The 15,240-nt window shown below is 65.4% G+C and carries 15 protein-coding genes; 5 read left to right on the forward strand and 10 right to left on the reverse strand.

Translation table 11 applies throughout. The annotated features are described in order from the left end of the window. Nucleotides 1-4: 4 nt before the first annotated feature. The 7 genes from CH256_RS20385 to CH256_RS20415 all read right to left on the reverse strand — a co-directional run bounded on the left by CH256_RS20385 (nt 5) and on the right by CH256_RS20415 (nt 7,423). Nucleotides 5-904, reverse strand: a complete 900-nt coding sequence (locus CH256_RS20385; protein WP_094670451.1) for a universal stress protein — start codon at nt 902-904, stop codon at nt 5-7. Then, nucleotides 901-2,343 (reverse strand): amino acid permease, encoded by a 1,443-nt coding sequence (locus tag CH256_RS20390; RefSeq protein WP_068050370.1) that lies wholly within the window; start codon nt 2,341-2,343, stop codon nt 901-903. The genes CH256_RS20385 and CH256_RS20390 overlap by 4 nt, the downstream gene beginning before the upstream one ends. A 123-nt stretch (nt 2,344-2,466) precedes the next feature. After that, a complete protein-coding gene (locus tag CH256_RS20395) occupies nt 2,467-3,102 on the reverse strand; it encodes an ABC transporter ATP-binding protein (protein WP_068050368.1) in 636 nt (211 codons plus the stop codon). After that, nucleotides 3,099-4,010: an ABC transporter ATP-binding protein gene (locus tag CH256_RS20400; protein WP_094639055.1), complete on the reverse strand. Its 912-nt coding sequence runs from the start codon at nt 4,008-4,010 to the stop codon at nt 3,099-3,101. Before CH256_RS20400 ends, CH256_RS20395 begins: the two co-directional genes overlap by 4 nt. Beyond that, nucleotides 4,007-4,825 (reverse strand): ABC transporter permease, encoded by an 819-nt coding sequence (locus CH256_RS20405; RefSeq protein WP_094670452.1) that lies wholly within the window; start codon nt 4,823-4,825, stop codon nt 4,007-4,009. Before CH256_RS20405 ends, CH256_RS20400 begins: the two co-directional genes overlap by 4 nt. Further along, complete coding sequence (locus tag CH256_RS20410) at nt 4,818-5,771, reverse strand: ABC transporter permease (protein ID WP_179272163.1); 954 nt, start codon at nt 5,769-5,771, stop codon at nt 4,818-4,820. The genes CH256_RS20405 and CH256_RS20410 overlap by 8 nt, the downstream gene beginning before the upstream one ends. Before the next feature lie 44 nt (nt 5,772-5,815). Beyond that, on the reverse strand, nt 5,816-7,423 hold the full coding sequence (locus CH256_RS20415; protein WP_094670454.1) for an ABC transporter substrate-binding protein: 1,608 nt from the start codon (nt 7,421-7,423) through the stop codon (nt 5,816-5,818). Between the two features lie 111 nt (nt 7,424-7,534). Here CH256_RS20415 and CH256_RS20420 point away from each other — a divergent pair, with 111 nt between their 5' ends. The 3 genes from CH256_RS20420 (at nt 7,535) to CH256_RS20430 (ending at nt 10,797) form a co-directional block, all read left to right on the forward strand. Next, a complete protein-coding gene (locus CH256_RS20420) occupies nt 7,535-8,749 on the forward strand; it encodes a PucR family transcriptional regulator (protein ID WP_094670455.1) in 1,215 nt (404 codons plus the stop codon). A 353-nt stretch (nt 8,750-9,102) separates the two neighbouring features. Then, nucleotides 9,103-10,170 carry a TerC family protein gene (locus CH256_RS20425; RefSeq protein ID WP_094639050.1) on the forward strand — a complete coding sequence of 356 codons (1,068 nt, stop codon included), beginning with the start codon at nt 9,103-9,105 and terminating at the stop codon, nt 10,168-10,170. Between the two features lie 78 nt (nt 10,171-10,248). Next, a complete protein-coding gene (locus CH256_RS20430) occupies nt 10,249-10,797 on the forward strand; it encodes a Dps family protein (RefSeq protein ID WP_068050372.1) in 549 nt (182 codons plus the stop codon). A gap of 68 nt (nt 10,798-10,865) precedes the next feature. On the opposite strand, the gene CH256_RS20435 is transcribed toward CH256_RS20430, so the two are convergent. Continuing rightward, nucleotides 10,866-11,309: a hypothetical protein gene (locus CH256_RS20435; RefSeq protein ID WP_094670456.1), complete on the reverse strand. Its 444-nt coding sequence runs from the start codon at nt 11,307-11,309 to the stop codon at nt 10,866-10,868. Between the two features lie 137 nt (nt 11,310-11,446). Here CH256_RS20435 and CH256_RS20440 point away from each other — a divergent pair, with 137 nt between their 5' ends. Then, nucleotides 11,447-11,644: a CsbD family protein gene (locus tag CH256_RS20440; protein WP_068050352.1), complete on the forward strand. Its 198-nt coding sequence runs from the start codon at nt 11,447-11,449 to the stop codon at nt 11,642-11,644. An 82-nt stretch (nt 11,645-11,726) separates the two neighbouring features. Here the strand turns inward: CH256_RS20440 and CH256_RS20445 are convergent, their stop codons facing one another. Both CH256_RS20445 and CH256_RS20450 read right to left on the reverse strand, forming a co-directional pair. Next, nucleotides 11,727-12,455 (reverse strand): EAL domain-containing protein, encoded by a 729-nt coding sequence (locus CH256_RS20445; protein WP_094670457.1) that lies wholly within the window; start codon nt 12,453-12,455, stop codon nt 11,727-11,729. Further along, nucleotides 12,452-13,708, reverse strand: a complete 1,257-nt coding sequence (locus CH256_RS20450; protein ID WP_143536631.1) for a PucR family transcriptional regulator — start codon at nt 13,706-13,708, stop codon at nt 12,452-12,454. Before CH256_RS20450 ends, CH256_RS20445 begins: the two co-directional genes overlap by 4 nt. A 271-nt stretch (nt 13,709-13,979) precedes the next feature. Between CH256_RS20450 and CH256_RS20455 the strand changes: the two genes are divergently transcribed. Next, nucleotides 13,980-15,167, forward strand: coding sequence for an esterase/lipase family protein (locus CH256_RS20455; protein ID WP_094639046.1), 1,188 nt, complete (start codon nt 13,980-13,982; stop codon nt 15,165-15,167). The last annotated feature ends 73 nt before the right edge of the window (nt 15,168-15,240 follow it).

Below are 15,240 nucleotides of genomic sequence, written 5' to 3' on the forward strand. Positions count from 1 at the left end.
GACGTCACCGCCGCGGCAACACCAGGATCGGCACCGGCGAATGACGGATGATCTTCGTCGCCCGGGAACCGAGAAACACCCGAGCGATGGGTCCCAGTGGCCCGGACGATCCGATGGTCAGTACTTCGCCGTCCTGCCAGTGCAATTCGTCGAGGGCTTCGCGCCAACTGCCGGCCGAGGCCAACTCGGTCGTCACCCGATCGACCGGGAGTCCCACCGCAACCGCGTCGTCCACTGCTGCGGTGAGCGCCTCGCTGAGCCCCCGGGACAGCTCGGCGGCGACGTCGTCCTCGGCTCGCAGCCCGATTTCGGGCGGGTACATCGTCGCACCGCGGACCACGAACGACGCCAGACGAAGCGGAACGCCCGCTTCGCTGGCCAGTTCGGCGGTGGGTCCCACCACGCGCGAGGCCTCGCTGTCACCGGAGAACGCGCACGTGATCCGTGTCAGAGTCGCGCGCTCGCGCACGCGATAGCCGCGCGGGGCCAGCGCCACCGTCACCGGCGACGAGTGCAGCAGTTTGTCGGCGGTCGACCCGACGACGACCTGCCCGAGTGCGCCGTCGCCCGAGGAGCCGAGAACCAGAACCGCGGCCCCGAGACTGTCCGCCGCATCGGTCAACGCCGTCGACACCGAGCGGTGCGCGACTCGGTGGAACGACGCGGCGATATCGGGCGCTTTCTCCTGCAGATAGTGCCGCGCCTTCGCCTCGGATTCGGCTGCCGTTGCCGCCGCCCAATCCGCGAACTCGGCATCGACGCGGGCCATCGACGGCGTCGACCACGGCTTGGGAACCACCGTCGCCACGTCGATGTCGGAACCGGTCGACCGAGCGAGTTGGGCACCGAGATCGAGGGCACCGACGCTTCCCTTCCCCGGCGCGAACGCGATCAGCACGCTCATCGCGCGTCCTGCCCTGCACCACGCAATGCCGAATGGTGCCGACCCCAGAAGTAGTAGAACGCCAACACGACCGCGAGCCAGAGCCCGAACCAGAACCACGTGGTCCAGTGCAGCCCGGACAGGATGTACAGGCACGCGAGGACCGACAGCACCGGAGTCACCGGGTATCCCGGAACCTTGAACGGCCGCTCGAGATCGGGCATCGAGCGGCGCAGCACGATCACTCCGATGGACACGACGATGAATGCGACGAGGGTGCCGATCGACACCAGGTCCGCCAGCTTGTCGAGCGGAATGAACGCGGCGAGGATCGAGATCACGACGGCGACGACGATCGTGTTGTTGACCGGGGTGTGCGTACGGGGACTGACCTTGGCGAAAGCTTTGGGCAACATGCCGTCTCGGCCCATGGCGAACAGGATGCGAGTCTGCCCGTACATCGTCACCAGGGTCACCGAGAAGATGGAGATCACCGCACCTGCAGCCAGAATCGTTGCCGGCCAGGCCTGCCCGGTCACGTTACGCAGGATCTCCGCCAGCCCGGCTTCCTCTTGGCCGGCGAAGTCGGTCCAGGGCTGAGTGCCAAGGGCGGCCACGGCGACGACGAGATAGAAGACGATGACGACGATCAGCGCCGCAATGATGGCCCGCGGCATGGTCTTCTGCGGATCCTTCACCTCGTCGCCCGCGGTGGACACCGCGTCGAGTCCGATGAACGAGAAGAAGATCGTGCCTGCGGCCGCGGTCACACCAGCTGCGCCCAGGGGCATGAAGTCGGAGAAGTTTCCGGAGTCGAAGGCGGTGAATCCTACGATCGCGAACAGAGCCAGCACGCCGAGTTTGATGACGACCATGACTGCGTTGACGGCCGCCGACTCGCTCGCACCGCGAATGAGCAGAACGGCGCACAGCACGATCAGCACGACCGCAGGCAGATTCATGATGCCGGGATCGGCGTCACCCGGGGCAGCGGACAGCGCGTGCGGGATGGTGAAGCCGAAGAGATTGTTCAACAACTCGTTGAGGTACCCGCTCCACCCGACGGCGACGGCAGCGCTGGACACTCCGTACTCGAGCAACAGGCAGGCGGCGACGCCCATCGCGACCACCTCGCCCATCGTCACGTACGCGTAGGAGTAGGTCGAGCCCGAAACCGGTACCGCCGATGCCATTTCGGCGTAACAGATGGCTGCGAGGCCTGCCGCGATACCCGCGGCCAGGAACGAGAGCACCACTGCAGGACCGGCTTCGGGAACCGCGAGCGACAGGACGAAGAAGATGCCGGTACCGATGGTGGCACCGACGCCGAACATCGTCAGCTGAAACGTGCCGATGGTGCGTTCCAACCCGCCACTGCTCTGCTGGTCCGGATCCACGATCGGCTTCTTGCGAAGCAGTTGCGATCGCAGACTCGATGCAGGTCTGTTCGACGAGGTCATGTGGGCGACTCCCAACGTGGAGAGAAACTCTCGAATCGATCGGTTCGGCTGATTCTGCTCCCCGATCGAGTGATTCGCACACCGAACCGGCTCGCTCGTCTCCGCGAGTTCTCGATGTCGTTCTCAGCTCAGGTGGTGCACGGACGAGCACAGTGTGTCCAACAGATCCGCGTCGTGGCTGATCACGAGCACACCGAGTCCGCCGTCGACGGCCTGGCGTTCGACCGATCTGGCGATCGACGCCGTCGTCGCCGCGTCGAGCATCGACGTCATCTCGTCGCAGATCAGATAGCGCGGCCGTTGCGCCAACGCCCGTGCGACACAGGCGCGCTGCAATTGCCCGTCGCTGACCTGGTGTGGTCGACGGGACAGCAGGTCCGCGGTCAGACCCACCTGCTCTGCCAGATCGGCGACATCGACCGAGCGCCCGGCGATGACCCCTGGTTGCTCGATGATCGAGCGCAGGGTCATCCGTGGATCGGTCGCCTGCCGTGGAGACTGGAACAGCAGCGCGATCTGTGCGCGTGACGTCGCAGGTACCGAATACCCGACGCCTCGCACGGTGGTCCCGTCGAGCAGCACCGATCCGGTTCGGGGTTTCTGCAGCAACGCAAGCACTCTCGCGAGGGTTGTCTTTCCGCTACCGGACGGGCCGGTCAGCCCCGTGATCGTTCCCGGTTCGACCGAAACGCTGACCTGCGTCAACACATCGGGGCCACCCGGGTAGCCGGCGCTCACGGCCACCGCGTCCAAGCTCATCGGTGCACTCTCGTTCGGTACGACCGCGCGCCCACCGTCACCATTTCCGTGGGTCCACCGGAGTGTGGAGACAATGGCCGGCGGAGGTGATAGACGCAGTCGTCGGGAAGGTCCGTCAACTCGGGCGGCGATCCCGGGAGCGGAGTCATCCCGCGAGAGGGCAGCGCGTCCAGTAGGTCCCGGGTGTAGTCGTGCAGGGGATTCTCGAGCACCGACGCGGCAGGTCCCGTTTCCATGAGACGCGAGGCGTACATGACGGCGATGCGATCGGCGACCTCCGTCCTGATCAACGACGACAGGTCGTGGGTGATCAGCAGTACCGCTGCGCCGTCGTCCGCGCATGCCCGCAGAAGCCCGAGCACGTGGTCGACGGCCGCGCGATCGAGGTTGGAGGTGGGCTCGTCGGCGACGATCACCGTGGGGTCCGCGGCCAGCGCTCCGGCCAGAGCGACCCGCTGAGCCATTCCACCCGAGAGCTGATGTGGATGGAGATCGAGGTGTGCCGGGGCAAGCCCCACCCGCTCGGCGAGCAGATCGGACGTCGACGGCCCTCCGTGCGCGGCTATCGTCTCGTCCAGTTGCGATCGGACGGTTCGGGTCGGCGTGAGATGTGTTGCCGCAGACTGCGGAACGAGCGCGACGTCCCTGCCCCGAAACCCTGCTGCACTCGTCACGTCGAATTCTCGCTCTGCGGTGGTGACCACGACCGATCCGCTCACGGTCGCCCCGACCGGCAACATCGCCATCACCGTCGCCGCGAGAATCGACTTGCCGCAGCCCGACTCGCCGACCAGAGCGGTCACGGTTCCGGCCGGAACCTCGAGGTCGACATCGGAGGCGGCATGCACCCACCGTCGACCGATCGGAATGCGAACGGTCAGGTTTCGGACGGACAGACCCCGGGTCACAGGCGAAGCTCCGACGGACGCACAAGCGTCACCCGCGCCCGCATTGCCGAACCCAGTACGGCCACGGACAGCGTGGCGACCAGCAGTATCGCGGCGGGGAACACCAAGGTCCACCAACTCCCCAGCAGCAGAGAACTGCGGGCTTCCTCGAGCAGGGTACCCAGGCTCGGCTCGTGCGGAGGCAGCCCGAACCCCAGGAAGGACAGCGTCGATTCGTGCCACACCGCGTGTGGGAGCAACAGCACGACGGCGATCATGGCCTGGGGTAGAACGGCAGGAACGAAGTGTCGAGTTGCCACGTGAAAACGACTGGCCCCGGCCAGAATTGCCGCATCGACGAACTCTCGCTCGCGCAACCGAAGGATCTCCGAGCGCACGATGCGAGCCACCTGGGTCCAGTGTGTCAATGCGATCGACGCCACGATGGCGACGACGCTACCGCGGAACATCGCCACGATCACGATGCCGAGCAACAGGTGGGGCAGCGCGTTGACGGCGTCGGTGCTGCGCATGACGATGCGATCGACCCGCCCACCCCACACCCCAGCGGCCAGGCCGACGACGCAGCCGAGGATCGTCGCCAGTGCCGCGCAGGCCACCGCGATGAGCAACGAGGTGCCGACGGCCGATGCGCTGCGCACGAACAGATCTCGGCCGGCCGAGTCGGTGCCGAACGGATGCTGCGCCGAGGGCCCCAGCCTCGCCGACGAGAAGTCGACGACGCGATCGTCCACCCCCGCGAGCATGGGGACCGCTACCGCGTACACGGTCAGAGCGGCGAGGGCCACGCCCGCGATCGCCGTTCGCCTATCCATCCGCAGGCACCCTCGGATCGAGTCGCACGACCAGTACGTCGGCGAGCAGAGAGCCGAGCATGACCGCGACAGTGGTTCCGAGAGTCAGCACGGCCAGCAACGGCATGTCGAGATCGCGTGCCGACTGCACGACAGCTCCTGCGACGCCAGGCCACCCGAATATCTCTTCCACCAGTACTGCCCCGACGACCAACTCGGGCAGTCGAACTCCGACGACGTTGACGAAGGGGGCCAATGCGGCGGGCACGATGTGGCGGCGAGTGATCTGGGCGGTGGGAATGCCGCGAGCCACCGCACCTGCCACGAAGTCCTCGCCACGCGCGGACGCGATGGACTCGCGAACCGACAACAGCAGCCACGGAACCTGAGACAGAGCCAGAACCGACGCGGGCAGCAGCAGATGGCGGAGTACTCCACCGAGGGTGGGATCGCTGCCGCCGTCGGAAAGTCCGGCCACGGGCAACCATCCGAGACCGAGCGCGAACACCGCGATCGCGGCGAGCGAGAGCACGAACGGCGGCACTCCCTGAACGGTGACGCACGCGGCGGCGACGAAGCGGTCCAACCGGCCGCCGGCACGAATGCCGGAAGCGATGCCGACCGTGAACGCAATCGCAATCGCGGCCGACAGCGCGACTCCCGCCAACAACATCGTCCACGGAATACGCTCGGCCAGAACCTGACTCACCGGCTGTCCGTAGGATCGCGACTGACCCAGATCGCCTGTCACGACGCCCTGCAACCACTGCCAGTAGGCGACGAACCACGGCCGATCGAGGCCGAGGGCGACCGTCATCGATGCCTTGTCCGCCTCCGTCGTCGTCGTGTATCGGTTTCCGAGGTACCCGACGAGCGGGTCGAACGGGGACACCGCTGCGGCGGCGAAGAGCACCAGCGAGACGACACCGCACACCGGAACCAGCAGCATCAGTCGACGGCGCACCATCGCTCCGATGCCGCGCGAAGTCGTGGCGTGCCGTCGATCGACGGTCACGACGCGCGAGTCCACGTCTGCAACGACCACCACGGACCCCACGTGACGCCGTGAGAGTGCGGCTCGAGTACCGGGCCGGACATCGTCCAGTCCGAATCCTTCGATACGTACATGTGATCGAGAAAGACCAGGAAGACGTATCCCGGATCGGCCAAGTAGGCGCGCTGCATCTCCCGGTACGCCTCCGCGCGTACCGCAGGGTCGAGGCTGCGCCTGCCGGTGTCGAGGGCGGCGTCGACCGTCGGGTTCGAGTAGTCGGCCGCGTTGTCGTAGACACTTCCGACGCCCGGCGCGACGAACGACGAGTCGAGTGTGCGGTATGCCTGCGTATCGGCATCGAACGGTTCTTCTCCGCCGCCGAGCATCGTGGAGTCCACGCCGATCCTGGGGTCTATCCGGTCCCACGACAGTGCTTCGAGGGTGACCTCGACCCCCACCGTGACCGCGTCGGACGCGAAGGCCTGCGCCAGATCTCGACGCACGGTATCGGTCGAGTTGTACATCACGGTGATCTCTGCGCGCTGTCCGTCACGCGTGCGAATGCCATCGGGACCGGGAATCCAGCCGCCGTCGGACAGGATCTGGCGGGCCGCGGCCGGGTCGTACTCGAATACCGCAGTCGGTTCGTAGGAGTCGCCGAACACCGGCGGAACGGGTGTGGCCGCCGGTCGGCCGTATCCGCCGAGCACCCCGTCCGTCATCGCCTGTCGATTCACGGCGAGATTGAGGGCGAGCCGCATGTCCCGGTTTCCGGTGACCGGTGAATTCGTCGGCAACGACACACCCCGCCAGTCCGCGGAGACATTGGCCGACAACGACATTCCCTCGCGTCCGTCCAGACTCTGCGCGAGAAGCGGCGGTAGGTTCGTCCCGTCGATTTCGCCCGACGCCATCCGCTGGGCTCTGGTGTTGTCGTCCGGGACGTACAGCAGGGTGAGCTTCTTCACCTCGGGCGCACCGCCCCAGTAGTTGTCGTTGGCCTCGAATTCGGCTCGATCCGGCGACAGATCCACCAGAACGTAGGGGCCGGTTCCCACAGGTGCGCGGTTGAGTGGGGATTCGGCAGCGAGCCCGGGTTCCGCAACGGCTTCCGACGGGACGATTCCGATGAGCAGCTTCGTCGGAAACGGCGCGTACGAATAGGCGAGTCGAAATTCGACGGTCGAATCGTCGATCGCGACGACCTCGTCGATCATGTCGAAGGACGATCTCGCCTCGGACGCCGATGCCGGATCCAGAATCGCCTCGTAGGTGGCGACGACGTCGGCTGCATCGAACGCGGACCCGTCGGAGAAGACCACTCCCTGGCGAAGCGTCGCCGTCCACACCGTCGCGTCGTCGTTCGCCGTGGGAACCTCGACTGCGAGTCCGGGTTCGAGCGGTGGCAGACCGTCGCCGCCGCCGATGCGCACCAGCCCGTCGTACATCTTCGCTTCGCCCGCGGCACCGTACCCGGCGACCGGGTTGAAACCACCGAGTTCGTAACCGTCGGCCAACACCAGCGCGTCGGCCGATGCCGCTCCCGATTGCGACGGTGCAGTGCACGCGCTGACCGACAGCACGCACGCGATCGCGACGACGGTCACCGAGCCGAATCGTGTCATCTACCTACCTTCGTCGAACGCCGAGTCGCGCGCGACGATGCTTCCACACCCGTGTAACCGATCGGTTTCGGCGACTTACGATGATGGGAGTCGACGAGGAGCAAGACACACATGGCCACACAGCGCGATGCGCTACCGCTCGATTCCGTCGCTGCGCAATCGGCCTCGGACGCAGGCGGACTCGACGTCGCTCTGCTGGGCAGCTTCCTCGAAGTCCTCACCGACGCCGTCGATGCCGGCGTCCCACTGAGCCGCCCGCAGCTGCACGAGTTCCGAGCGCAGGGTGATGCTGCCGCCCGCGCGGGCGTCGCACTGCGGGCATTGCTCGATCTGTATCTGAGCTCGGCGTGGCGACTGTGGCGCGAACTACCCGCTGTCGTCGCCGCAGCGGAGGACCCGGCCGGGGTCGTCACGGCAGGCGAGGTGATGCTGCGCGCGGTCGACGACGCGGTGGCCGAACTGGCCGAGGGATTCCAGCTCGCCCGGCGCACTCTCGTGCGAGCCGAGGTGCTCGCCCGCCGTGAATTCGTCGACGATCTGCTCTCGGGCACCTCCGATGTCGCCGGGGTGCTCGGGCGGGCGCAGACGTTCGGCCTCGATCTGTCGAGTCCTCATGTGGTGGCCGTGGTGACGTCGACCAAGCCCTTCACCGACGCCAGCTCTGCCATCACCCTCGTCGAGCGCAGTGTGCAGGGCAGCAAGGGCGACGCCGAGTTGCTCGTGGCCACCAAGCAGGACAGGTTGATCCTGGTGTTCCCGGCACCCGACCTCGTCGCCGTCGACCACGTCCTCGACCGAGTGGGACGGGCCCTCGGTACGTCCACTTCGACGTCGAGCGAATCGGTCGATCTCCGTCGCAAAGGGGAATACGGCCGGACGCAGATCGGGGTCGGCCGCCCACGCAGCGGGGCGGTCGGTGTCGCGGCGTCGTACCGGGAAGCCCTCGACGCACTCGATCTCGCCGCCTCCCTCGGATTCGATGCATCGGTGGTCGATGCTCGTGATCTGCTCGTCTACCGCGTCCTGATCAGCGATCGTGCGGCGATCGCCGATCTGGTCGACACGTTGCTGACACCGCTGCTGAGCGCGCGAGGCGGCGCGGGTCCACTGCTGGAGACGCTGCAGGTGTACTTCGACACCGGTGCGAACACTGCATCCACCGCACGCCGCATGCATCTGTCGGTGCGGGCGGTGACCTACAGGTTGTCGCGAATAAAGGATTTGACCGGGCAGAATGTGGGCAACCCCGTCGAGGCATTCGCGCTGCACACGGCGGTGCTCGGAGCGAAGTTGCTCGACTGGCCCGAAGTCGGCTCGTCGTCATGACTCAGCGGGGCCGCTGAACTTGCCGTAACCCGGCAACGAAATCGGTCGAAACGTGTCCGCAAAACGACCATGCCTGCAGGAAAGCGAACAGTCACACTGGAGTAGTCGCGGAAAGAGGCAGTAATTTCCGCCCAGGCCCGAACGTACGGCCGGAAATACGGCAAGCCGAAGACAGACGAGAACGAAAAGGAGCGTGTGAAGATGGCGTCGTTGACACAGAAGTTGACATCGTTCGCTCGCAGCCCACAGGGCAAGAAAATGATCGACCAAGCACGTCGGTACGCAACCAAGCCCGAGAATCAGGCGAAGTTGAAGCAACTCGGCAGCAAATTCACGAATAGAGGTGGCCGTTCATGAACGTCGTCCCCTGGTGGGCATGGGCGGCATTCGGTGCCGTCGTCCTGATCCTGTTGGCCATCGACCTGTTGGCACACCGCGGTGCCCACATCATCGGTTTCAAGGAAGCCGCATGGTGGAGCGCACTGTGGGTCGGCGTGGCCATCATCTTCGGCATCGTGGTGTTCTTCACCTTGGGCACCACGGCCGGCGTCGAATACACGACGGCCTGGTTGTTGGAGAAGAGTCTGTCCGTCGACAACCTCTTCGTTTTCGCGCTGATCTTCGGCTACTTCAAGGTTCCCCGTGAGTACCAGCACCGCGTGCTGTTCTTCGGTGTGATCGGCGCCCTCGTCTTCCGCGCGATCTTCCTGGCCGCCGGTGTGGCCATCGTCAGCAAGTTCGCTGCCGTTCTGTTCGTTTTCGCGGCCATCCTGCTCTACAGCGCATACAAGCTGATGAAGGACGAGGACGACTCGTACGACCCGAGTACCTCGATCGCAGTTCGTTTGCTTCGCAAGATCATTCCTGTCCGCGACGAATACGAAGGCACCAAGTTCTTCGTCAAGGAAGCAGGCAAGCGAGTGGCCACGCCACTTCTCGCCGTCGTGGTGGCCATCGAGGCCGCCGACCTGGTGTTCGCAGTGGACAGTGTTCCCGCCGTCCTGGCGGTGACCGACGACCCGTTCATCGTGTACTCCTCGAACGCGTTCGCCATCCTCGGCCTACGCGCCCTGTACTTCCTGCTCGCAGGGTTGCTCGAGAAGTTCCACTACCTGTCCAAGGGACTGGCGATCATCCTCGCCTTCATCGGCGTCAAGCTGATCCTGCAGGCCGGACACAAGGTGATCAGCACCTCGATCCCCGAGATTCCCTCGCTGGTCAGCCTGGTGGTCATCGTCGTGGTACTGGCAGGCTCGATCATTCTGAGCCTGAAGAATCCCCCGAAGGAGGACGACGCAGACGCCATCGACAAGGTCGCTGCCGACAGCCCGATCGTCGATCCGACGGACGGAACCTCCTCGGCCGGCACCTCGCCGACCGGCACGTCGAGCACGGATTCACCGCGACTCGACAAGCCCTGACTCTTCACCACACATGCCCCGCCGATTCGATTCGGCGGGGCATGTTTGTGTTCCAGGGGGATGGGGCAATCACTGCACATGGCTGAAAAGAACTCGTACACCGTTCCCGGACTCACCTCGGAAGTGGGCGCGCGCGTCGCTGCGATCCTTCAGGATCGACTGAACGCCTACAACGATCTCCACCTGACCCTCAAGCACATTCACTGGAATGTCGTCGGTCCCAACTTCATCTCGGTACACGAGATGCTCGACCCGCAGGTCGAAGCAGTTCGCGGATTCGCGGACGACGTCGCCGAGCGCATCGCGACCCTCGGTTCCTCGGCCAAGGGCACCCCGGGCACCATCGTCTCCGAGCGCAGCTGGGACGACTACTCGATCGGTCGCGCAACGGCCATCGAGCACCTCGGTGCACTCGACCTGGTCTACACCGGAGTCATCGAGACCACTCGCAAGAACATCGAAGAGGTCGGCGAGATCGACCCGGTGACCGAGGACATGCTCATCGGCCAGAGCGCGCAGCTCGAACTCTTCCACTGGTTCGTGCGGGCACACCTGGAGAACTCCGGTGGTCAGCTCTCCACCGCCAACGCGACCAGCGAGGTCGACGCGGCGAATCAAGCAGGTTAAACACTCACGCCTCACGCACCGACCCCGCCGTCAACCGGCGGGGTCGGTGCTTTTTTCGTGGACCGGCGTCAGTCGGACGGTCTCGCCTCGTGCCCGCTGCGGCCGTGGGTTCGACGCTTCTCCTTCATCTCGGCCTCGAACACGTGGCGACGTCCGTCGAGCAACTCGTCTCGGACGGCCCGCTCGTGTTCGCGCAACGGGCCCCAATATCCGTCGTCGAACTCTTCGACGAGCTGGAACGTCCAACGACCCGGTGCGATGTTTCTGCCGATCATGTCCGTGTCGATTCGCTGCGCGATCGCGTCGTGATCTGCCTCGGTGAGCGCCTCGACGGCCTCCCCCAACAGCAGGTCCGAATGCCCCATCAGTTGATGGAACGAGTACAGGTGTCCCCTGGCCCGCTCCACACACTCGAGCGCCTCGGACATCTTTCCCACTGCGGCCACGGTCGCATCGTCCACTCCGCTCGGTCGCCGGTGTTCGGGTGAGGGCATATCGGGGGCGGAATGCATATCGGTATCTGGGTCCATGGGCCTCGATTACCCGAATCGGGCCGGCAGAACCCGCAGGTGCAGTGCATGGTTACCGACGTCGATCACGGGTATAGCTACTCGTGAACGGATAGACAATCGATTTCGAGGAGTTCACCATGGCTGATTTCATCGACAAGGCAAAGCACAAGGCAGAAGAGCTCGTGGGCGAAGCCAAGGAAAAGATCGGCCACAAGACCGACAACGACGATCTTGCTGCCGAAGGCGCAAAGGATCAGGCGTCGGGCAAGACCAAGCAGGTCGGCGACGACGTCTCGGACGCCGCAGGCAACATCAAGGACAAGTTCAAGAACTGACCGTCTCGTTCGGTCGTAACGAAACCCCGCACCCAGGCCCCGGCCGTCGAGGGTGCGGGGTTTCGTGGTTCCCGGTCCCTCGTCAGATCGGCGGATTCGGCAGCGGCATGGGACGTCCGAACATCCAGCCCTGACCGAGGGTTGCTCCCAGAGACCTGGCGCGACGCAGATGCCTGCGGGTTTCGATTCCTTCGGCCAGCAGAACGGCGTCGCTCGAACCGACGTAGGCCCGCACCTGCCGTATCGCGGCGCGTGCGCGGTACGGGGACCGGACGATCGACGCGTCGAGTTTGACGATGTCCGGCGCGACCGAGGCCAACAGTGCCAACGTTGCAGGCGTGGCACCGACGTCGTCCATGGCCACCGAGATGCCGCGAGCGCGGGCTCCTCGGACCAGAGCCATCAGCAACGGCACGTTGCGGTCGAGGTCTCGCTCGGTGATCTCGAGGACGACGTCGAGGTCGTCACCGATCGCGTCGAGGTGGATCTCGACGTCGCGTACGTCGGCGAAACAGCCCGGCTCGATGTTGAGAAAGAATCGCACCCGACGCGAGTAGGCGCATTCACGCGCCGCCCGCAGCGCGGCGGCGCGACACGCTACGTCTACGCGACCCACCAGTCCGCGCTCTCTCGCCAGCGCGAACACGTCCTCTGGCACGGCCAGGCTCGGAGACGGCCACCTGGCCAGAGCCTCGTATCCGACAACTGTCCCGGTGGCCAGTTCGACGACGGGCTGAAAAAGAGCGGCCACGGACTCCACCGAATCGAGCGCCGCCGACGCTGCGAGCACCGCGCCGTCCGGCGCGGTCACAGTGATCGCTCGTCCACCGGAACGCGACGGGCCTCGAGGCGGTCGGCGATCAGAGCAGCGTGCAGTCTTCGCAGTCCGGACGGCTTCATCGGATCGAGTCCGGTGAGCTGCTCCACCCTTTTGAGACGGTAGTCGACGGTGTTGGGATGCACCGTCAGCCAGGTGGCCGTCTTCTTTCGGTTGGAGTCCGAATCGACGAATGCTTGCAGTGTCGGCAACAGGTCGACCGAATCGCGCAGCGGATCGATCAGTGTCACAAGGTGTTTGCGCCCCAGGCCCGGCCTGCTCACCTGGTACTCGAACACGAGATCCGAAATCCGGTACGTCCCCGGTGCGTATCGGAGCCGACGCACGAGACTCAGCAGTTCGTACAGGTGGGGCGCGGTAGCGGCGATGTCGTCGATCGCGGCCGACCCGGTTGTCGCGGTCACCGCCACCTGACCCGCGTCGGCCAGGCGATCGACCAATTCGCCGACGTCCACGCCGGGAACATCGGGCAGCAGGACGGTTCCGCCGGTGGGACTGATCGACGCGATGGGCACGCAGTCCGCGTCGAATGTGGCCAGCGCGGTGTGGATTCTTCGCAGTTTCCGAGCCGCCATCATCGCCGCGTCGATCCGACGGCCACCCTCGTCGGCATGGGCCGGAAAGTGCAGGGCGACCACGTGATAATCCTCGGCGAGCAGCGTTCCCATCCGATCGGCGATCTTGCGAGCCGTGCCGTCACCGGTCAACAGCGCGTCCAGCAGTTCCACGTCGTGACGGGGACCGTTCTGAGCCAGCGTGCGAAATTCCGTCAGGTAGGCATCGGACACGGCCGCGGTGACGACGTCCAACAGTTCCATGACCAGGACGGTTCCGTCGGCGAGTCGATCGTCGGCACCCCCGTCGCCCGGGCGCAGTGCCTGTCGCACAGCCAGTGCGCAGCCCTCGTTGACGGCATGTTGGATACGGCCGAGCGGTACGCCGTCTCGGGCCCACCGGGTCGCTGCGTCGCGAAAGACGTCCATCGCACCGGCTATCGGTAGCCGCCCGGATTCGAGTACTCCGGTCGCCAGTTCGCAGCAGGTCGTCGTCATGTCGTCGAGTTCGCCGCGGGCGCACTCGCGCGGCGGTGGTGTGTCCTCGGGCTCGCCGAAGTACTGATCCAGCATGCGTGCGGCAGTCTCCCTCGGCGTCCGCAGACGGTCGGATGCCCGTCGCCCACTGACGTATTCACCCTGCGACACGTGCACGCTTTCCGTTGCCGTCACCGAAGACCCCACCCCTCGCACTCGAAACCTACTTCAGGTTCGTTTCCCCGCTACGAACAGTAGAACAACAATCAAACCTGGGGATTGTTTTTCCGAATATATCCGGCAGTCGGTTCGGATTCGGGTCGTCGGAGCTCAGTTGTGACGATCTCTCACATACGACTCGGCGGTTGAAGGCAGATTCCAAACGCCTGACAGGAGAACGCGAATCACCGAAATCCGCGCTTACTGTTCCGCCTTGTCCAACAATCCTCGTCGAAAGTCAGGCTCCATGACCACTTCTCGGTCCACCTCCCGCACGACGCGGAAGGCAACGACGGTGCGCGCCGCGATGATCGCCGCAATGGCGTGCTCACTCACCCTCGGTACCGGTGTCGCAGCACAGGCACAGCCCGCCACCGCACCTGCTCCGCCCGCCACCGTGCAGGGCGACTCGGTTGTTCCGCCCGGCCCGACCGAGGCCTCCCCCAAGGCCGCCGACCAGGGCATCGCCCAGCCGAACATCGAATCCGCCGCTCCCGCGACCATCACCTACGACCCACGGACCGAGACCACGGGTTACGGACCGGAGCAGACGAACTTCCTGGCCGGATTCCTGTACAGCATCGTCAACCCCAATGTCGCACCTCAGGGTGCCAACGACTGGAACTGCAAGCCGTCGGCAGCGCATCCGCGTCCGGTCGTGCTGCTGCACGGCACGTGGGAGAACGCCTACAACAACTTCGCGCGGATGTCGCCTGCGCTGAAGAAGGAGGGCTACTGCATCTTCGCGCTCAACTACGGCGACAAGGACTCGAGCATCGTCGGTAATCTCGAGTCGCTGCGGGGCACGGCATCCGTCGCGTCGAGCGCGAAAGAGATCGCGACCTACATCGACGCCGTGCGCGCCGCCACCGGGTCCGCTCAGGTCGACATCGTCGGCCATTCCCAGGGGGGACTCGTGACCCGCCAGTACCTGCGCTTCGAGGGTGGTGCCAACCCGGCCGACCCGACGAAGAACAAGGTCAACACCGTCGTCAGCGTCGCCGGGTCGAACCACGGCACCACACTCGTCGGTATCGGCACTCTGGGTCGCACTATCAACAACCTGGGCCTGAACGTACTCGGCGTCGTCGGGGCAATCGCCGGACCCGCCGCCTCGGACCAGGTCATCGACTCGGACCTGGTCAAGGGATTGGCAGTGGGCGGTGATACCGACCCCGGCATCAAGTACACCGTGATCGGCACCAAGTACGACGAGGTCGTCACCCCGTACAAGACGACGTTCCTCACCGCCGGACCCGGTGCCACCGTCAACAACGTCACCCTGCAGAACGGTTGCGAGATCGATCTGTCGGACCACCTGTCGATCTCGGTCTCGCCTCGCGCGATCGGCATCGTGAAGAACGCACTGGATCCGAAGGGCTTCCCCACGAGGTCCATCCCGTGCGCATTCAACTCACCCATCACCGGCGGCTAGTCACCGGCGAGCAAACCTCGGTGAGGGCGATCGGCTGCGGAGGCCGATCGCCCTCACTGTTGCGCGGGCACCC

It is taken from the genome of Rhodococcus sp. 05-2254-6 (assembly GCF_002258565.1).
Taxonomy (GTDB): Bacteria; Actinomycetota; Actinomycetes; order Mycobacteriales; family Mycobacteriaceae; genus Rhodococcoides.

What these genes read in the sequence shown, in the direction of transcription:
- CH256_RS20415 (WP_094670454.1), bottom strand. Translation starts at nt 7,423, where the DNA reads ATGACACGATTCGGCTCGGTGACCGTCGTCGCGATCGCGTGCGTGCTG.
- CH256_RS20430 (WP_068050372.1), top strand. Translation starts at nt 10,249, where the DNA reads ATGGCTGAAAAGAACTCGTACACCGTTCCCGGACTCACCTCGGAAGTG.
- CH256_RS20440 (WP_068050352.1), top strand. Translation starts at nt 11,447, where the DNA reads ATGGCTGATTTCATCGACAAGGCAAAGCACAAGGCAGAAGAGCTCGTG.
- CH256_RS20435 (WP_094670456.1), bottom strand. Translation starts at nt 11,309, where the DNA reads ATGCATTCCGCCCCCGATATGCCCTCACCCGAACACCGGCGACCGAGC.
- CH256_RS20385 (WP_094670451.1), bottom strand. Translation starts at nt 904, where the DNA reads ATGAGCGTGCTGATCGCGTTCGCGCCGGGGAAGGGAAGCGTCGGTGCC.
- CH256_RS20425 (WP_094639050.1), top strand. Translation starts at nt 9,103, where the DNA reads ATGAACGTCGTCCCCTGGTGGGCATGGGCGGCATTCGGTGCCGTCGTC.
- CH256_RS20420 (WP_094670455.1), top strand. Translation starts at nt 7,535, where the DNA reads ATGGCCACACAGCGCGATGCGCTACCGCTCGATTCCGTCGCTGCGCAA.
- CH256_RS20390 (WP_068050370.1), bottom strand. Translation starts at nt 2,343, where the DNA reads ATGACCTCGTCGAACAGACCTGCATCGAGTCTGCGATCGCAACTGCTT.
- CH256_RS20455 (WP_094639046.1), top strand. Translation starts at nt 13,980, where the DNA reads ATGACCACTTCTCGGTCCACCTCCCGCACGACGCGGAAGGCAACGACG.
- CH256_RS20395 (WP_068050368.1), bottom strand. Translation starts at nt 3,102, where the DNA reads ATGAGCTTGGACGCGGTGGCCGTGAGCGCCGGCTACCCGGGTGGCCCC.
- CH256_RS20405 (WP_094670452.1), bottom strand. Translation starts at nt 4,825, where the DNA reads ATGGATAGGCGAACGGCGATCGCGGGCGTGGCCCTCGCCGCTCTGACC.
- CH256_RS20410 (WP_179272163.1), bottom strand. Translation starts at nt 5,771, where the DNA reads ATGGTGCGCCGTCGACTGATGCTGCTGGTTCCGGTGTGCGGTGTCGTC.